This is a genomic window from Streptomyces sp. NPDC030183 (genome assembly GCF_055573455.1).
Window position 1 is genome coordinate 146,313 of record NZ_JBVIBK010000001.1, and the last position, 14,858, is coordinate 161,170.

The window sequence follows — 14,858 nt, forward strand, 5'->3', positions numbered from 1 at the left end:
TCGCGCAGTTCCCCGCGCCCCTGAAAAGCGACCGGGGCTGCGCCCCGTGCTTTTCATGAAGGGTGGGCCGCAGGCCCACGCCTTCAGGGGCGCGGGGAACTGCGCGAACGGCCACGACGGAGCCGCGGTCGCCGACGCACCCGCGCCCCCGGGTTGTCAGGCGCCCTGCCTACGGCTGGGGGTGGTGGGCCGGGATCGGGGGGAGGTCGCCCGTTGTCTCGTATGTCGCGAGCATGTCGATGCGGCGGATGTGGCGCTCGTCACCGGAGAACGGCGTGTTGAGGAACGTCTCGACGAACTTGGTCGCGTCGTCCTGGGAGTGCATCCGCGCGCCGACGGCGACGACGTTCGCGTTGTTGTGCTCACGCCCCAGCGCGGCCGTCTCGACGCTCCACGCGAGCGCGGCCCGCACGCCGGCCACCTTGTTCGCGGCGATCTGCTCCCCGTTGCCGGATCCGCCGATGACGATGCCCAGGGAGTCGGGGTCGGCGGCCGTGCGCTCCGCCGCGCGGAGGCAGAACGGCGGGTAGTCGTCCTGGGCGTCGTAGATGTGGGGACCGCAGTCGACGGCCTCGTGCCCGGCGGCCTTCAGCCACTCGACGAGGTGGTTCTTGAGTTCGTATCCGGCGTGATCGGAGCCGAGGTAGACGCGCATGGTCCGAGTGTGACACGCCTGTTTCGTCGGGGCTCGATGGGGGCCCGGCGGCCGAAAAGCGTGAGTCACACCACGGAACCTCAAGTAAACCTCAAGTAACGATCTGGATTCAAAGGTTCAGGATTCCTTTCACCTCCGATTCACTGGACCGATCTTTACGGAGGCTCACGCGGCACCCCCGGCCGCCTCTCGTGTCCCGCTCTGGCGAGAGTCACCGGGGAATGCGTGGGCAGACGCACGGAAGTCCCCGCAACGGCGCAAAGGAAACTCCCCCCCATGACGTCGCAGCCGACTCTGCCGACCGACACCGGCACACCAGGCTCCTCCTCTCCCCCCTCCCCCGGCCTCCACGCCGGTCTCAAGAACCGCCACCTTTCGATGATCGCGATCGGAGGTGTGATCGGGGCCGGCCTCTTCGTCGGGTCGAGCTCCGGCATCGCGACCGCCGGTCCCGGCATCCTGCTCTCCTACGCCCTGGTCGGCACGATGGTCGTGCTGGTCATGCGGATGCTCGGCGAGATGTCCGCGGCGAACCCCACCTCCGGGTCGTTCTCCGCACACGCCGACCGCGCCCTCGGGCGCTGGGCCGGGTTCTCGATCGGCTGGCTGTACTGGTTCTTCTGGGTCGTCGTCCTGGCCGTGGAGGCGACCGCGGGCGCGGTCATCCTGGAGGGCTGGATCCCGGCCGTACCGCAGTGGGGCTGGGCCCTGATCGTGATGGTGGTGCTGACCGCAACCAACCTGGTCTCGGTGGCCTCCTACGGCGAGTTCGAGTTCTGGTTCGCCGGTATCAAGGTCGTCGCGATCGCCGCGTTCATCGTCGTGGGCGGGCTGGCCGTGTTCGGCGTGCTGCCGGGTGTGGAGGCCGAGAAGGCCGGGCTGGCGAACCTGACCGATCACGGCGGGTTCCTGCCGAACGGGCCCGGCGCCATCCTCATCGGCGTCCTGCTGGTCGTCTTCTCGTTCATGGGCAGTGAGATCGCCACGCTGGCCGCCGGCGAGACGGAGAACCCGCAGAAGGCCGTCACGAAGTCGACGAACAGCATCATCTGGCGTATCGGCGTCTTCTACCTCGGCTCGATCTTCGTCGTGGTCGCGCTGCTGCCGTGGAACGACCCCTCCATCAAGGAGAAGGGCTCCTACGTCGCGGCGCTGGACTCGCTCGGTATCGCCCACGCGGGTCAGATCATGAACTTCATCGTGTTGACGTCGGTGCTGTCCTGCCTCAACTCGGGCCTCTACACGGCCTCCCGGATGGCGTTCTCCCTGGGTGAGCGCGGGGACGCGCCGCGGGCGTTCGGGCGGACGACGTCGCGGGGTGTGCCGATGACGGCGATCCTGGCCTCGGTGGTCTTCGGGTTCGTCGCGGTGATCTTCAACTACTTCTTCCCCGAGGGCGTGTTCCTCTTCCTCGTGAACTCCTCCGGCGCGGTCGCCCTGTTCGTGTGGCTGGTGATCTGCTTCTCCCAGCTGCGGATGCGCAGGATCATCGAGCGTGAGGCCCCGGAGAAGCTCGTCGTGAAGATGTGGCTGTACCCGTATCTGACGTGGGCCACCATCGGGCTGATCCTCTTCGTCCTCGCCTACATGCTCACCGACACCGAGCACGGCAACCGGGAGATCCTGCTGCTCTCGCTGCTGGTCGCGGCCGTCGTCGTCGGTATCTCCCTGGTCAAGGAGAAGTTCAGCGGGCCGAAGGCGGGCGCCACGGCGGAGGTCACCGACAAGGTGGGCTGAGCGGTTTCCTGGGCGGTGGTTCCGCCTTCGCGGTTCGTCGGGAAGTGCTTCACAACGGGGTGAAGCTCTTCTCGACTTTTTTGTAGACGGGGAGGGCCCGGTCCTCGATGTCGGGGTGGTACCAGGTGGTGAGCTGGTACGACTTGCCGCCGGTGTTGAAGCCCAGGGAGCGGACGTGCCAGGGGAGTTCCTGGGCGGTGACCGTGTACTCCCAGACGACGGCCGGTTTGCCGCGGAACTCGGTCTCCTCCAGCCGGATCCGTTGGTAGCCGGGGCCCTTGCTGGTGCTCTCCTCCTTCTTCTCCCACTGGTCCAGCAGGTCGCCGCGGGCCAGGGACGCCTTGCCGACGATCTCCTGCCGGGCGTCGGGTGAGGTGTAGTGGACCTCGGCGCCGGCGTGCACCTCGCGGGAGAAGCCGTCGGGCGGGACCCAGGCGAAGACACCGGCCTCGGTGCGGGCGCCCGGCGGCAGGGTCGGGGGCCGGGAGGTGCCGGCGACGGTGGGAAACGGACTCGACAAGGTCGAGCCTGAGGTGGAGGTCGAGGGGGACGCCTTCTTCTTGTCGTCGGAGGACGCGCCGAGCGTCGGGACCAGTACCGCCGCGAGCACTCCGGCCACGGCCACCCCGGCGGCCGCGATCAGCATCGTGCGGCGCCTGTTCCGCCGGGGTTCGGCGGGGTCGGCCGGGGTCGGGGGGCCGAGGAGGTCCCCCGGGGGTGTGGGCCTGGGCCGGGTGGGGAGTTCGGGGGTGTTCGGTGACGGTGCGCCGGAGGGGGTCTGAGGGTCGGGGTCGGTGTCGGTGTCGGTGTCCGGTGGTGGTGAGCCGGAAGACGTCCGAGGGTCGGGATCCGTCTCAGGTGGTGGCGCGCCGGAAGACGTCCGAGGGTCGGGGTCCGTCTCCGGTGGCGTCGCGGGGGCGTTCCGCACGGTCGGTGTCGGCTGCGCGGGGGTGGGCGGCGCGACGAGCGTGGGCTCGCGCGGGGGCTCCGCGGGGGTGACCGGGGGCTCCACGACGCCCCCAGCGACCGCTGCCCGGCTGTCCACACCGGCCGCCCGGGGATCGGGGGCATCTGCTCCCACGGCTCGCGGAACGGGACGGGGCGGAGCCGGGATGCGGGGGTCGGGGGTGTCCGGCCGGGGGGCGGGGCCGTCTGTGCCGGTGGGCCCTGGGGCAGTGGGGGACGGCGTGGGGTCTTGGGGGGTCGGGGCGTTGCCGTTCGTGGCCCGGGGCTTCAGGGCGGTCGTTTCCGGGGCGGGGGTGAGTGGGGGCGTGGCGAGGGGGTGGAGGGCCGCAGTCAGTTCGGGCAGGCAGGGGCGTACGGCCGGGTCCTTTTCCAGGAGCGCGGCGAGGAGCTCGCGCAACTCGCCCGCCTCGGCCGGGAGTTCCGGCTCCTCGTAGAGGACGGCGTGCAGGGTGGCGAGGGTGGTGCCGCGGGAGAACGGGGAGCGGCCGCCCAGGGCGGCGCAGAGGGTGGCGCCCAGGGACCACAGGTCGGAGGGCGGTCCCTGGGGGCGGCCGGAGACCCGCTCGGGCGCCATGTAGTCGGGGGAACCGACGAGCATGCCGGCCATGGTGAGGGCTTCCGCGTCCTGGATGGCGGCGATGCCGAAGTCGGTGAGGACGGCGCGGCGGTCGCCGGTGCGCCGGACGAGGACGTTGGCCGGTTTGATGTCCCGGTGCAGAACGCCCTGCGCGTGCACCTGGCCCAGCGCGTCGACGAGTTCGAGACCGATCCGGGCCGTCTCACGTACGTCGAGGGGGCCGTCCTCGTACACCAGGCGTTCCAGGGAACGGCCGTCGACCAGTTCCATGACGATCCAGAGCCGCTCGCCCTCGTCGACGACGTCGTAGACGCGGACGACGTGGGGGTGGTCGATACGGGCCGTGGCCCTGGCCTCCCGCAGGGTTCGCTCGCGGCGGGTGCGGGTGTCCTCCGGATCGAGGCCGTCGATCCGCATTTCCTTGACCGCGACCTGCCGGTCGAGAATGTCGTCGGCGGCCCGCCACACCCGCCCCATTCCACCCTGGCCGATGCTTTCGACCAGCGTATAACGGCCGGCCACCACAAGCCCCGGCACTCCGCCCCTCGTTATTCCCGGCACCCCCAGGCCCCCCTTCGACCGACATGTGCCCACATCCGCAACAGCCGAACCAAAAAGTCGCGCATTGGTCACACTTCTCGCCGCTCCAGCATAGTGGCGAGAAATCTTGTGGTACCTCTTCAATGGCCGTTAATTCAGGCACGGCCAGGGGGACGCAAGGGGGATGGAACATGAGTTCTCGTCGTGGGAAGACCAGGGCCGCCGTCGCGGGATCGCTGCTCACCGCGTCGTTGTCGTCGGTGATGATCCTCGGCTTCACGGCCTCGGCGGATGACGAGGGGGGATTGAGCGGTCACGGCGGAAAAGCCATGGACGCGGGCCCGGCAGGTGTGAAGCTGTCGACGCTGCTGTCCAAAGAGATCAAAGTCGACAACACTTCGAAGGAAACGGAGATCACCGGGGTCGTAAAGAACGAGGGAAGCAAGGCGAGCGGGAAAATCCGTCTGCTCGTGGTCGGTTTCGACGGGCTGACGGTCAAGAATGTCGAAGGCTGCACGAAAATCGCGAAGGGCGATCTTCCCGACGGGGCGAACAGCGGTTTCGCCTGTGCGATCGACGATCTGGCGGCCGGAAAGTCGAAGACTTATGCGATCGACGCGACCTTCGATCTGAAGCAGAAGGGCGACATCTGTCTGCCGGTGCAGAACGCCGACGGCTCCAAGACGTTCTGGCAGCAGGGTCCGGTGCCGTTCGGTACGACGAACCCGTCGCCCAACGAGCCGGCCACACCGCTGCTCCTCGGCACCGACAACAGTCCGGTCACGCCGGGCGGCGGTGACGGCGGCGGGGACGGAGGCGGCGGAGGCGGGGGCGGCAAGGAGGACCGGCCCGACGAGCTGCCGCAGACCGGTCCGGCCGACCGGGTCCTGCCGTTCGGCATGGTCGGCGCCGCGCTCATCTCGGCGGGTGCGGCGGGCCTGTGGTGGAACCACCGGAGCGCCCGCGGGCAGGCGTGACGGGCCGGTGGCGGACCCGCTGAGCGCGTCGCCCGGATCGCCGGGCGGGTGCTCGCCGTACGAGAGTGCCGCCACGATGCGGCCGTGGGGGCACCTGGAAAAGTTGACGGGAGGTGTCATGTAATCCGGGCAGAGTCGCCGCCGCAGGAGCGATCCGCGACGCGGCCCACGAGGGGGTCGCGTCGGTCTCGACGGCGGAGGAGACCCGTGAACGTGCAGGAGTTGAAGGCGGCGGCGGACCGGCTGGTCCTCATGCCCGGTGAGGCCGGGTACGAGGAGGAGGTCGCCGGTTTCCAGACCGGGTTCGCCCGGCGGCCGGACGTGGTCGTCGGTGCGGCGTCGGCCGCCGACGTGGTGGCGGCGGTGACGTACTCGGCCGGCGCCGGGCTGCCCGTGGCGGTGCAGGCGACCGGACACGGGACGCAGGGCGCGTTTCGAGGGCGGTGTGCTGGTCACGACACGGCGGATGGACGGCGTGACCGTGGACCCGGTGGCGCGAACCGCCCGTGTCGGGGCGGGCGTCCGCTGGGGGAGCGTCGTGGCGGCGGCGGAGCCGTACGGCCTCGCCCCGCTCAACGGCTCGTCGCCGGGGGTGGGCGCCGTCGGCTACACCCTGGGCGGCGGACTGGGCATCCTGGGCCGGGAGTTCGGGTACGCGGCGGATCATGTGCGCACCCTCGACGTGGTGACCGCGGACGGCCGGGCGCGGCAGGTCACCCGGGAGTCGGAGCCCGAGCTGTACTGGGCGCTGCTCGGCGGCGGCCACGGTCTCGGGATCGTCACCGGGATGGAGATCGGGCTCGTACCGGTGGCCCGGCTCTACGGCGGCTCGCTCTCCTTCGACGGGCGCGAGGTGGACCCGGCGGTGGTGTTGCGGGCGTACGAACGCTGGACGCGCACTGTGCCGCCCACGCTGACGTCGTCGTTCGCGGCGGTGACGTACCCGGACGCGCCGGGGCTGCCGGAGCGGTTGCGGGGGCGGTACGTGCTGTCGGTCCGAGTGGCGTACACCGGCTCCGACGGGGACCGACTGGTCGCGCCGCTGCGGGGGTCGGGGCCCGCGTTCGCGGACACACTGCGGGAGATGCCGTACGGCGAGAGCCACACCATCCACAACGACCCGGATGTGCCGCACACCCACTACGGGGACAGCGCGGTGCTGAGCGGGCTGGACGTCGACGCGGTGGCGCGGGTGCTGGAGCGTACCGGGCCGGGGGCCGACGCGATGTGCGTCGTGCAGGTCAACCATCTGGGCGGGGCACTCGGGCGGGACGAGCCCGACGCGGTGCCGTACCGGGACGGGCGGTTCCTGGTACGGCTGGTGGCGATGGCCGGGCGGGAGACGGCCCGGACGATCATCGACCCGGCGTTGGCGCTGCTGCGCCCCCGGACGCTCGGGCGGGCGGTCAACTTCGCGTTCGGGGCGGGCGACCGCAGGGAGGGGCTGTACGACCCGGAGACGCTGAAGAGGCTCGCCGCGGTGAAGTCGGAGTACGACCCGGCGAGCCTCTTCGGGGGTGGGGACGTCACTGCCTGAGCGACACCCCCGGGAGCGTCACTGCCTGAGCGGCACCCCCGGGAGCGTCATTGCCTGAGCGGCACCCCCGGGAGCGTCATTGCCTGAGCGGCACCCCCGGGAGCGTCATTGCTTGGGCGACGCCCGCACGGGAGTCACCGCGTCACTTGCCGAGCAGCTTCCACGCGGTCGGCAGCGCGCCCATCGCCAGCGCGGCCTTGAGCGCGTCGCCGATCAGGAACGGGGTGAGGCCGATCGCGACGGCGGAGGCGAGGGTGATGTCGGCGGTGGCGGCGAGGTAGGGGACGCCGACCGCGTAGATGATGGCCTCGCCGACGAGCATCGTGCCGGCCATGCGGAGCACGGAGCGGTCGGCGCCCCGGCGGGCGAGGGCGCCCACGGCGGCGGAGGCGAGGATCATGCCGAGGATGTAGCCGAAGGAGACGCCGACGCCGGAGGTGCCGTTCGCGAACCACGGGACGCCGAGGAGACCGGCCACCGCGTACAGGGCGAGGGACGCCACACCGCGGCCGGCGCCGAGGGCGGTGCCCACGAGCAGCGCGGCGAAGGTCTGGCCGGTGACCGGGACCGGCGAGCCCGGCACGGGCACGGCGATCTGCGCGGCGAGCCCGGTGAGGGCGGCACCGCCGACGACCAGCGCGATGTCCCGTACGCGGGAGGCGGGGAGCAGGTCGGCGAGGACCTGACCGGTGCGGGCGGGGGCGACGGCCGTACTCATGGGGACTCCGCGAGGGTTGAGGGTGAAGAAGGGTGTAGATGGCATCGAACACGGTGACGCTATCCCAGCGGTCATGAACAGGACACCGTCAGTCGTCGACAAAGGCGGGAGCGAGCGCTTGATGGACTTTTGACAATGACCTTGGGTTACACCGGGTACGGCGTGACGCCGGTCACTGAGGTCGAGTGGCTTTGGCCACGTCGGCGTGGTTCGGGGGATCTGTAGGGTTTCACCAATCGGGTTGGGGAGATGGACAGGTGCTGTCTCGCCCGTCGGTCGCCTTCTGGGCAGGGGTTGGCCGTTTTGCTAGCTTCGAGCGCATGGTTGCCCAGGCCCGGTACTTCTCGTCGCGTCGCTACGTCGACCTGCGACGCGTGAGCACGGCCACCTGTCGCCGCCCCGGGTGAGGCGGCTCCGGCGCGCCTCCCTTCTCACGACGGCGCAGTGTCGGACCCGTACCCGAGGATGATCGCGATGCCCCGTACCGCGGCAGCACCCACTCTTTCCCCTTCCGTTCCCCGTCGCTCCCCCCTTCCGTCCCGTTCCTCTCCCGTGCCGCGGGCCGCCGACAGCGACCGGCGGCGGACCAGTGCCAGCGTCGTGCTGCGGTCCGTGCTGGAGCACGGGCCGGTGGCGCGCAGCACCATCGCGCGGGTGACGGGGCTGTCGCCGGCCTCGGTGACCGACCACTGCGCCGGGCTGGCGCGGCTGGGCCTCATCCGGGAGGCCGAACCTCCCCGGCAGTCCAAGGGGTCGGGGCGCCCGCACATACCGCTCGACCTGGACGACTCGCGGTTCGCGGTGGCCGGGGTGCATGTGGCGGTGCCCTTCACCACGGTCGCGCTGCTCGATCTGCGCGGACGGGTGCTGGTCCGGCGGGAGATGAAGCACGACGGCACCACCGATCCGGGCGTGGTGCTGGCACGCGCCGCCGACGGCATCGCCGCGCTGTCGGCGGCCCTGCCGGGCCGCCGGCCCCTCGGGGTCGGGTTCGCGGCCGGCGGCTGGGTGGACCGGGAGACCGGGACCGTCGTGGAGCATCCGCTGCTCGGCTGGCGGGAGGTGCCGGTGCGGGAGGTGCTCGGCGCCCGCACGGAGCTGCCGGTCCATGTCGACGGGCACGCGCGGGCGTTGGTCGACGCGGAGCGGCTCTTCGGGCGGGCCCGGGGCAGCCGGAGCGTGCTGCATCTGTTCGTCGGCAACGTGGTGGACGCGGCGTTCGCGACCAACGACGAGGTGCACCACGGTCCGCGCTCCCAGTCCGGGGCGATCGCCCATCTGCCGCTGCCCGGCGGCACGGAGCCCTGCGACTGCGGGCGAACGGGCTGCCTCCAGGCCGAGTTGAGCGAGCGGACGCTGTGCCGGCGGGCACGGGAGGCCGGCGTCATCGCCGGGGTGAACCCGACGCATGTGGTGGACGCGGCGGCGGGCGGCGACCCGGTGGCGGTACGGCTGCTGGTGGAACGGGCGCGGATGGTGGGGCGGGCCGTGGGGCTGCTGCTCGACGTGCTGAACCCGGAGACCGTCGTCGTCACCGAGATCGGGGCCATCGCCCGCGAGGACTGCCTCGCCGCGCTGCGCGGTGCCGTCGCGCACGACCGGGCGGCGGACGTCCGGCCGACCAGCTTCCCGGACGCCGTGCTGGCCACGGCGGGGGGTGCGGTGGCCCTGGACGTGCTCTATCGCGATCCGCTGGCCGCGGCGCCCAGGTGAATTAATTCAGAAACTCCGAATGTTGACAGCTCCGACACCGGACCGGGAACATCATGTTCATGCTTCTCACGACCTGTCGCACCCTCTGTTGCTGACACGTTGACGCGCCTCGGGCGTGTTCTTCCTCCTGCGTGGACGCCCGCTTCTCCGGCCTTCTCCCGCAGTGATTTCTCCATTTCCGGCATCCGTTCGCCGTGATTTCCGTGCGCGTTCCCGCCTTGCGCTCGCCTCGCGCATTTCCTGTGAATCCCAGGGGGTCCTCCCATGTCTTCGTCCGCCCCGCCCGGTCTCGACCGGCGTCTGTTCCTCACCTCCCTCCTCGGCGCCGGCGCCGCCGCCGTCGGGCTGAGCGGCTGCGCCGACAGCAGTGCGGCGACCGCAGGGACGGCGGTGGACGCGCCGCTGGCGACCAAGGTCCCGCCGGGCACCAGTCTGAAGATCGCCTCGTTCCAGAACCAGCAGCAATTGCAGCTGAAACTCGCGAGACTGGGCGAGCTGCCTTTCAAGGTGAGCAACTGGGCGAACATCGGGGCCGGTCCCGATGTCATCAACGCCTTCCGCTCCGGTTCCCTGGATGTCGCCAACAACGCGGGAATCCCGCCGATCCAGGCGCATTACCAGGGTTACGACGCGAAGATCGTCGCGATCAACATCACCCGCAAGCCGAACTATCTGTTCGCCACCAAGCCCGGCAGCGACATCACCTCGGTCAGGGAATTCAAGGGCAGGAAACTGGCCTTCTCGCAGGGGCAGGCGCAGGGCGTCGTCCTGCTGCGGGCGCTGAAGGAGGCGGGGATCGCCTACGACGACGTGGAGCTCGTCCCGCTGACCAGCAACCAGTTCCTGACGGCCCTCCAGTCCGGCCAGGTGGACATCGCGCCGCTCGGCAACCAGCAGGCGCCCGCCTATCTCCAGCAGTACGGGGCGAAGGGCGCCCGCACCATCACCACCGACGTGGTGGACCTGCTCAACCTGCTGTGGGCGCCGGCGTCCGTGCTGGCCGACTCGGCGAAGGCCGCGGCGGTGGCCGCGTACATCCCGTACTGGGCGAAGGGCGCGGTCTGGCAGTACGAGCACCCGGACATCTGGAACGAGGAGTTCTACGTCAAGACGCAGAACCTGACCGCCGCCCAGGCGAAGTCGATCAGTGATCTCGCCAACAAGCCGCTGTTCCCGCCCAGTTGGGACGAGGCGATCAAGTGGGAGCAGGAGACGGCGGAGCTGCTCGCGGAGGGCGGCTTCGTGAAGAAGTTCGATGTCGGCACGCTCTTCGACCGCCGCTTCGAGGCGCTCGCGGCGAAGGCCGTGCCCGCGGAGTACCGGAGGTGACGGCCATGACCACAAGCACCACGAGCACGGCAAGCACCACAGGCACGGCAAGCGCCGCAGGTACGGCGGGCGTGGCGAACGGCACGGTCGGCGAGGTCGCCGCACCCGTCGCCGCGGCCCCGCCGGCCTCCGTCGAGGCGCCGGCCCAGGTGCGCAGGCGGCGCCGGCTCTCCCCCGGGCGGCGGCTGCCCGCCACCCGGCTCGTCGGCCCCTTGCTCTTCCTCGCCCTGTGGGCCGCCGCCTCCGCCGCCGGGCAGCTGGACCCGGCGGCGGTCCCGGCCCCCTGGACCGTGCTGGAGACCGGTGTCCGCCTGTGGACCGACGGCACCCTGCCGACCGACATCCTGACCTCGCTGCGACGGGCGGCGTCCGGGTTCGCGATCGGGCTGACCGCCGGGATCGCGCTCGCCCTGGCCTCGGGGCTCAGCCGGGCCGGCGAGGCGCTGATCGACGGGACGGTGCAGCTGAACCGGGCGATCCCGACCCTCGGTCTGATCCCGCTGTTCATCCTGTGGCTGGGCATCGGCGAGACCTTCAAGATCGCGATCATCGCCATCGTCGTCTACATCCCGATCTACCTGAACACGCACGCCGCGCTGGCCGGCATCGACAGCCGCTTCGTCGAACTCGCCGAGGTGCAGGGCCTGTCGCGGTTCCGGTTCGTCCGGGAGATCGTCATCCCCGGCGCGCTGCCCGGCTTCTTCGTCGGGCTGCGGCTCGGGGTGACCGGCTCCTGGCTGGGCCTGGTCGTCCTGGAGCAGATCAACGCCACCAACGGACTCGGCTACATGATGTTCCAGGCCCAGAACTACGGCCAGAGCGACGTCATCCTCGTCGGGCTGGTCGTCTACGGGATCTTCGGCCTGGTCTCCGACAGCGCGGTCCGTCTCATCGAACGGAGGGTGCTGTCATGGCGACGCACACTGAGCAGCTGACCGCCACGGCTGAACCCACCCACGCCGAAGCCGACCGGACCGCCGTACGGCTGCGCGGGCTGACCCGGTCGTTCGACGGGCGCGCGGTCCTCGACGGGATCGACCTCGACATCCCCGCCGGGCAGTTCGTGGCCCTGCTCGGGCACAGCGGCTCCGGCAAGAGCACCCTCCTGCGGGCGGTCGCGGGCCTCGACCACGAGGTCACGGGCAGCGGCGGGCTGACGGCCCCGGAGCGGGTGTCGGTGGTCTTCCAGGACTCCCGGCTGCTGCCGTGGCGACGGGTGCTGGACAACGTGCTGCTGGGCACCGAGGGCGAGGAGAAGGGACGGGCCGCCCTGGCCGAGGTGGGCCTGACGGGGCGGGAGCGCGCCTGGCCCAACGAGCTGTCCGGCGGTGAGGCCCAGCGTGCCGCGCTCGCCCGCTCCCTCGTCCGGGAGCCGGAACTGCTGCTGGCCGACGAGCCGTTCGGCGCGCTGGACGCGCTGACCCGGATCAGGATGCACGCGCTGCTGCGGGAGCTGTGGGAGCGCCACCGCCCCTCCGTCCTGCTCGTCACCCACGACGTCGACGAGGCGATCGTGCTCGCCGACCGGGTGCTGGTGCTGGAGCACGGCCGTATCGGCCTCGACCTGACCATCGACCGCCCGCATCCGCGCTCGTACCGCGATCCGCTGCTGGGCGAGTACCGGGAGCGGCTGCTGGCCGCGCTCGGGGTGACCGAGGACCCGGGAGGCGCCGCGGAGGCCCCCGGTCGGACACCGAGCCCGATCAGTGACCACCGCGAACCACCAGTGACCTCCAAGGACCACCGATGACCACCAGACGGCTTCACCTGAACGCGTTCCTGATGAACACCGGCCACCACGAGGCGTCGTGGCGGCTGCCCGGGAGCGACCCGTACGCACATGTCGAGCTGGACCACTACGTCGGGCTCGCGCGGACCGCCGAGCGCGGCACCTTCGACTCGCTCTTCCTCGCCGACAGCCCCCAGCTGTGGGGGAACCTCGCCCAGCGTCCGGCCGGGGCGCTGGAGCCGCTCACCCTGCTGACGGCCCTGGCGACGGCGACCGAGCACATCGGTCTGATCGCCACCGCGTCGACCTCCTACAACTCCCCCTACAACCTGGCCCGCAAGTTCGCCTCCCTCGACATCATCAGCCGGGGCCGGGCGGGCTGGAACATCGTCACCACCGCCGGCGCGGAGGCGGCCCGCAACTTCGGCCTGGACGCCGAGCCCGCGCACGCCGAGCGGTACGCCCGGGCCGCCGAGTTCCTCGACGTGGCGCTGAAGCTGTGGGACAGCTGGGAGGACGACGCGATCGTCGCCGACAAGGCGGCCGGTGTCTGGGGCGACGACGCGAAGGTCCATCCGCCCCGGCACAAGGGCAGGTACTTCAGCGTCGAGGGCGCGCTCAACGTGCCGCGCACCCCGCAGGGCTACCCGCTGCTCGTGCAGGCCGGGTCCAGCGAGGACGGCAAGGCGTTCGCGGCCCGCTACGCGGAGGCGGTGTTCACCGCCCAGCAGACGATCGAGGACGCGCAGGGCTTCTACGCCGACCTCAAGGCCCGTACCGCGGCGGCCGGACGCGACCCCGACCACATCAAGGTGCTGCCCGGCATCGTGCCGGTGCTCGGCTCCACCGAGGCCGAGGCCCTGGCCAACGAGCAGGTGCTGGAGGACCACATCGTGTACACGCACGGGGTGGGCCGTCTGGAGGCACTGCTCCAACTGGAGCCCGGCACGCTGGAGCTGGACGCCCGGCTGCCGGACGACCTGCCGCCGGAGAGCGCCGTCGAGGGCGCCAAGAGCCGCTACACGCTCGTCGTCGAACTGGCCCGGCGGGAGCGGCTCACCGTGCGGCAGCTGATCGGGCGGCTCGGCGGCGGACGCGGGCACCTGACCTTCGCCGGGACGCCCGAGCAGGTCGCCGACGAGATCGAGACCTGGTTCACGCGGGGTGCCGCGGACGGCTTCAACATCATGCCCGCGGTCCTGCCGTCCGGCCTGGACGCCTTCGTCGACCACGTCGTCCCGATCCTGCGCGCCCGGCGTCTGCTGCGCGGCGCGTACGGGCCGCGCCAGACCCTGCGGGAGCGCTACGGCCTGCCGCGACCCGCCAACCAGTACGTCCGCCCCGCCCGGCAAACCGCCCTCGTCTGAAAGGACCCGCACATGTCCGACCTCCAGATCCGCAAGATCACCGGGAACATCGGCGCCGAGGTGGCCGGTGTGGACATCGCCCGGCCGCTCGACGACGGAACGGTCACCGAACTCCGGGAGGCCCTCAACGTCCACAAGGCCCTGGTGTTCGACGTGGTGAACCTCGACGACGCGAGCCAGCAGGCGTTCGTCCGGCACTTCGGCGACATCACCACCGCGCATCCGACCGTGCCGTCCGTCGACGGCACCCCGAACGTCCTGCCCGTCGACAGCGAGCGGGGCCGCGCCGCCAACCACTGGCACACCGACGTCACCTTCGTCCTCAACCCGCCCCAGGCGACCTCGCTGCGCAGCATCACGATCCCGCCGTACGGCGGCGAGACGCTGATCGCGAACTCGGCGGCTGCCTACCGCGACCTGCCCGAGCCGCTGCGCGCCCTCGCCGACACCCTGTGGGCCGAGCACACCAACGACTACGACTACGCGGTGCCCGAGGAGGCCCTCGACGAGCAGCAGGCCGCCGCCCGCGCGCAGTTCACGTCCATCAAGTACCGCACGGTCCACCCGGTGGTGCGCGTCCACCCGCTGACCGGCGAACGGGGGCTGTTCATCGGCGGGTTCGCGCAGCGGATCGTCGGTCTGTCGACGGGTGAGTCCCGCAAGCTCCTCGACCTGTTCCAGTCGTACGTCACCCGCCCGGAGAACGTGCTGCGCCACCGCTGGTCGCCGAACCAGCTCGTCATCTTCGACAACCGCATCACCCAGCACTACGCCATCGACAACTACGACGGTCTGCCGCGCCGGCTGCACCGGGTGACCGTCGCCGGTGACGTGCCGGTGGGCGTCGAGGGGAAGGAGAGCTACTCCGTCGAGGGCGACGCGGCGCACTACACCCCGGTAGCCGTTCCCGTAGCCGCGTAGCCACTCTGCGTGCCGGACGCGTCCGGATAACGGACGGCCCCTTCGTGCGGACGAGGGGGCTGTCCAGACTGTGGACGTTTTTGCCCTCTCAC

Annotated in this window: 11 protein-coding genes and 1 pseudogene; 9 read left to right on the forward strand and 3 right to left on the reverse strand. The window is 71.1% G+C overall.

The window, feature by feature from the left end; genetic code table 11:
- Positions 1–169: 169 nt before the first annotated feature.
- The gene (locus ACZ4Z2_RS00610) at positions 170–655 is read right to left on the reverse strand and encodes a ribose-5-phosphate isomerase (protein WP_468070885.1); all 486 of its coding nucleotides are present in this window, start codon (positions 653–655) and stop codon (positions 170–172) included.
- A gap of 276 nt (positions 656–931) precedes the next feature.
- Between ACZ4Z2_RS00610 and ACZ4Z2_RS00615 the strand changes: the two genes are divergently transcribed.
- On the forward strand, positions 932–2,392 hold the full coding sequence (locus ACZ4Z2_RS00615) for an amino acid permease (protein WP_468070887.1): 1,461 nt from the start codon (positions 932–934) through the stop codon (positions 2,390–2,392).
- A gap of 49 nt (positions 2,393–2,441) precedes the next feature.
- Here the strand turns inward: ACZ4Z2_RS00615 and ACZ4Z2_RS00620 are convergent, their stop codons facing one another.
- Entirely contained in the window at positions 2,442–4,460 is a 2,019-nt protein-coding gene (locus ACZ4Z2_RS00620; RefSeq protein ID WP_468071644.1) for a protein kinase domain-containing protein, read from the reverse strand.
- Between the two features lie 206 nt (positions 4,461–4,666).
- Between ACZ4Z2_RS00620 and ACZ4Z2_RS00625 the strand changes: the two genes are divergently transcribed.
- Both ACZ4Z2_RS00625 and ACZ4Z2_RS00630 read left to right on the forward strand, forming a co-directional pair.
- Complete coding sequence (locus ACZ4Z2_RS00625) at positions 4,667–5,452, forward strand: cell wall protein (RefSeq protein ID WP_468070889.1); 786 nt, start codon at positions 4,667–4,669, stop codon at positions 5,450–5,452.
- Between the two features lie 252 nt (positions 5,453–5,704).
- Positions 5,705–6,989, forward strand: a pseudogene (locus ACZ4Z2_RS00630) (FAD-binding oxidoreductase).
- 142 nt (positions 6,990–7,131) lie between these two features.
- On the opposite strand, the gene ACZ4Z2_RS00635 reads toward ACZ4Z2_RS00630, so the two are convergent.
- Positions 7,132–7,707, reverse strand: a complete 576-nt coding sequence (locus tag ACZ4Z2_RS00635) for a biotin transporter BioY (RefSeq protein WP_468070891.1) — start codon at positions 7,705–7,707, stop codon at positions 7,132–7,134.
- A gap of 474 nt (positions 7,708–8,181) precedes the next feature.
- Here ACZ4Z2_RS00635 and ACZ4Z2_RS00640 point away from each other — a divergent pair, with 474 nt between their 5' ends.
- From ACZ4Z2_RS00640 to ACZ4Z2_RS00665, 6 genes are all read left to right on the forward strand, one after another.
- The gene (locus ACZ4Z2_RS00640; RefSeq protein WP_468070893.1) at positions 8,182–9,420 is read left to right on the forward strand and encodes an ROK family protein; all 1,239 of its coding nucleotides are present in this window, start codon (positions 8,182–8,184) and stop codon (positions 9,418–9,420) included.
- Between the two features lie 264 nt (positions 9,421–9,684).
- Positions 9,685–10,749 carry an ABC transporter substrate-binding protein gene (locus ACZ4Z2_RS00645; protein WP_468070895.1) on the forward strand — a complete coding sequence of 355 codons (1,065 nt, stop codon included), beginning with the start codon at positions 9,685–9,687 and terminating at the stop codon, positions 10,747–10,749.
- 5 nt (positions 10,750–10,754) lie between these two features.
- Positions 10,755–11,684: an ABC transporter permease gene (locus tag ACZ4Z2_RS00650; protein WP_468070897.1), complete on the forward strand. Its 930-nt coding sequence runs from the start codon at positions 10,755–10,757 to the stop codon at positions 11,682–11,684.
- On the forward strand, positions 11,660–12,499 hold the full coding sequence (locus ACZ4Z2_RS00655) for an ABC transporter ATP-binding protein (RefSeq protein ID WP_468070899.1): 840 nt from the start codon (positions 11,660–11,662) through the stop codon (positions 12,497–12,499). Before ACZ4Z2_RS00650 ends, ACZ4Z2_RS00655 begins: the two co-directional genes overlap by 25 nt.
- Positions 12,496–13,845, forward strand: coding sequence for an LLM class flavin-dependent oxidoreductase (locus ACZ4Z2_RS00660; RefSeq protein ID WP_468070901.1), 1,350 nt, complete (start codon positions 12,496–12,498; stop codon positions 13,843–13,845). Before ACZ4Z2_RS00655 ends, ACZ4Z2_RS00660 begins: the two co-directional genes overlap by 4 nt.
- A 12-nt stretch (positions 13,846–13,857) precedes the next feature.
- Positions 13,858–14,766 (forward strand): TauD/TfdA dioxygenase family protein, encoded by a 909-nt coding sequence (locus ACZ4Z2_RS00665; protein WP_468070903.1) that lies wholly within the window; start codon positions 13,858–13,860, stop codon positions 14,764–14,766.
- Positions 14,767–14,858: the final 92 nt, after the last annotated feature.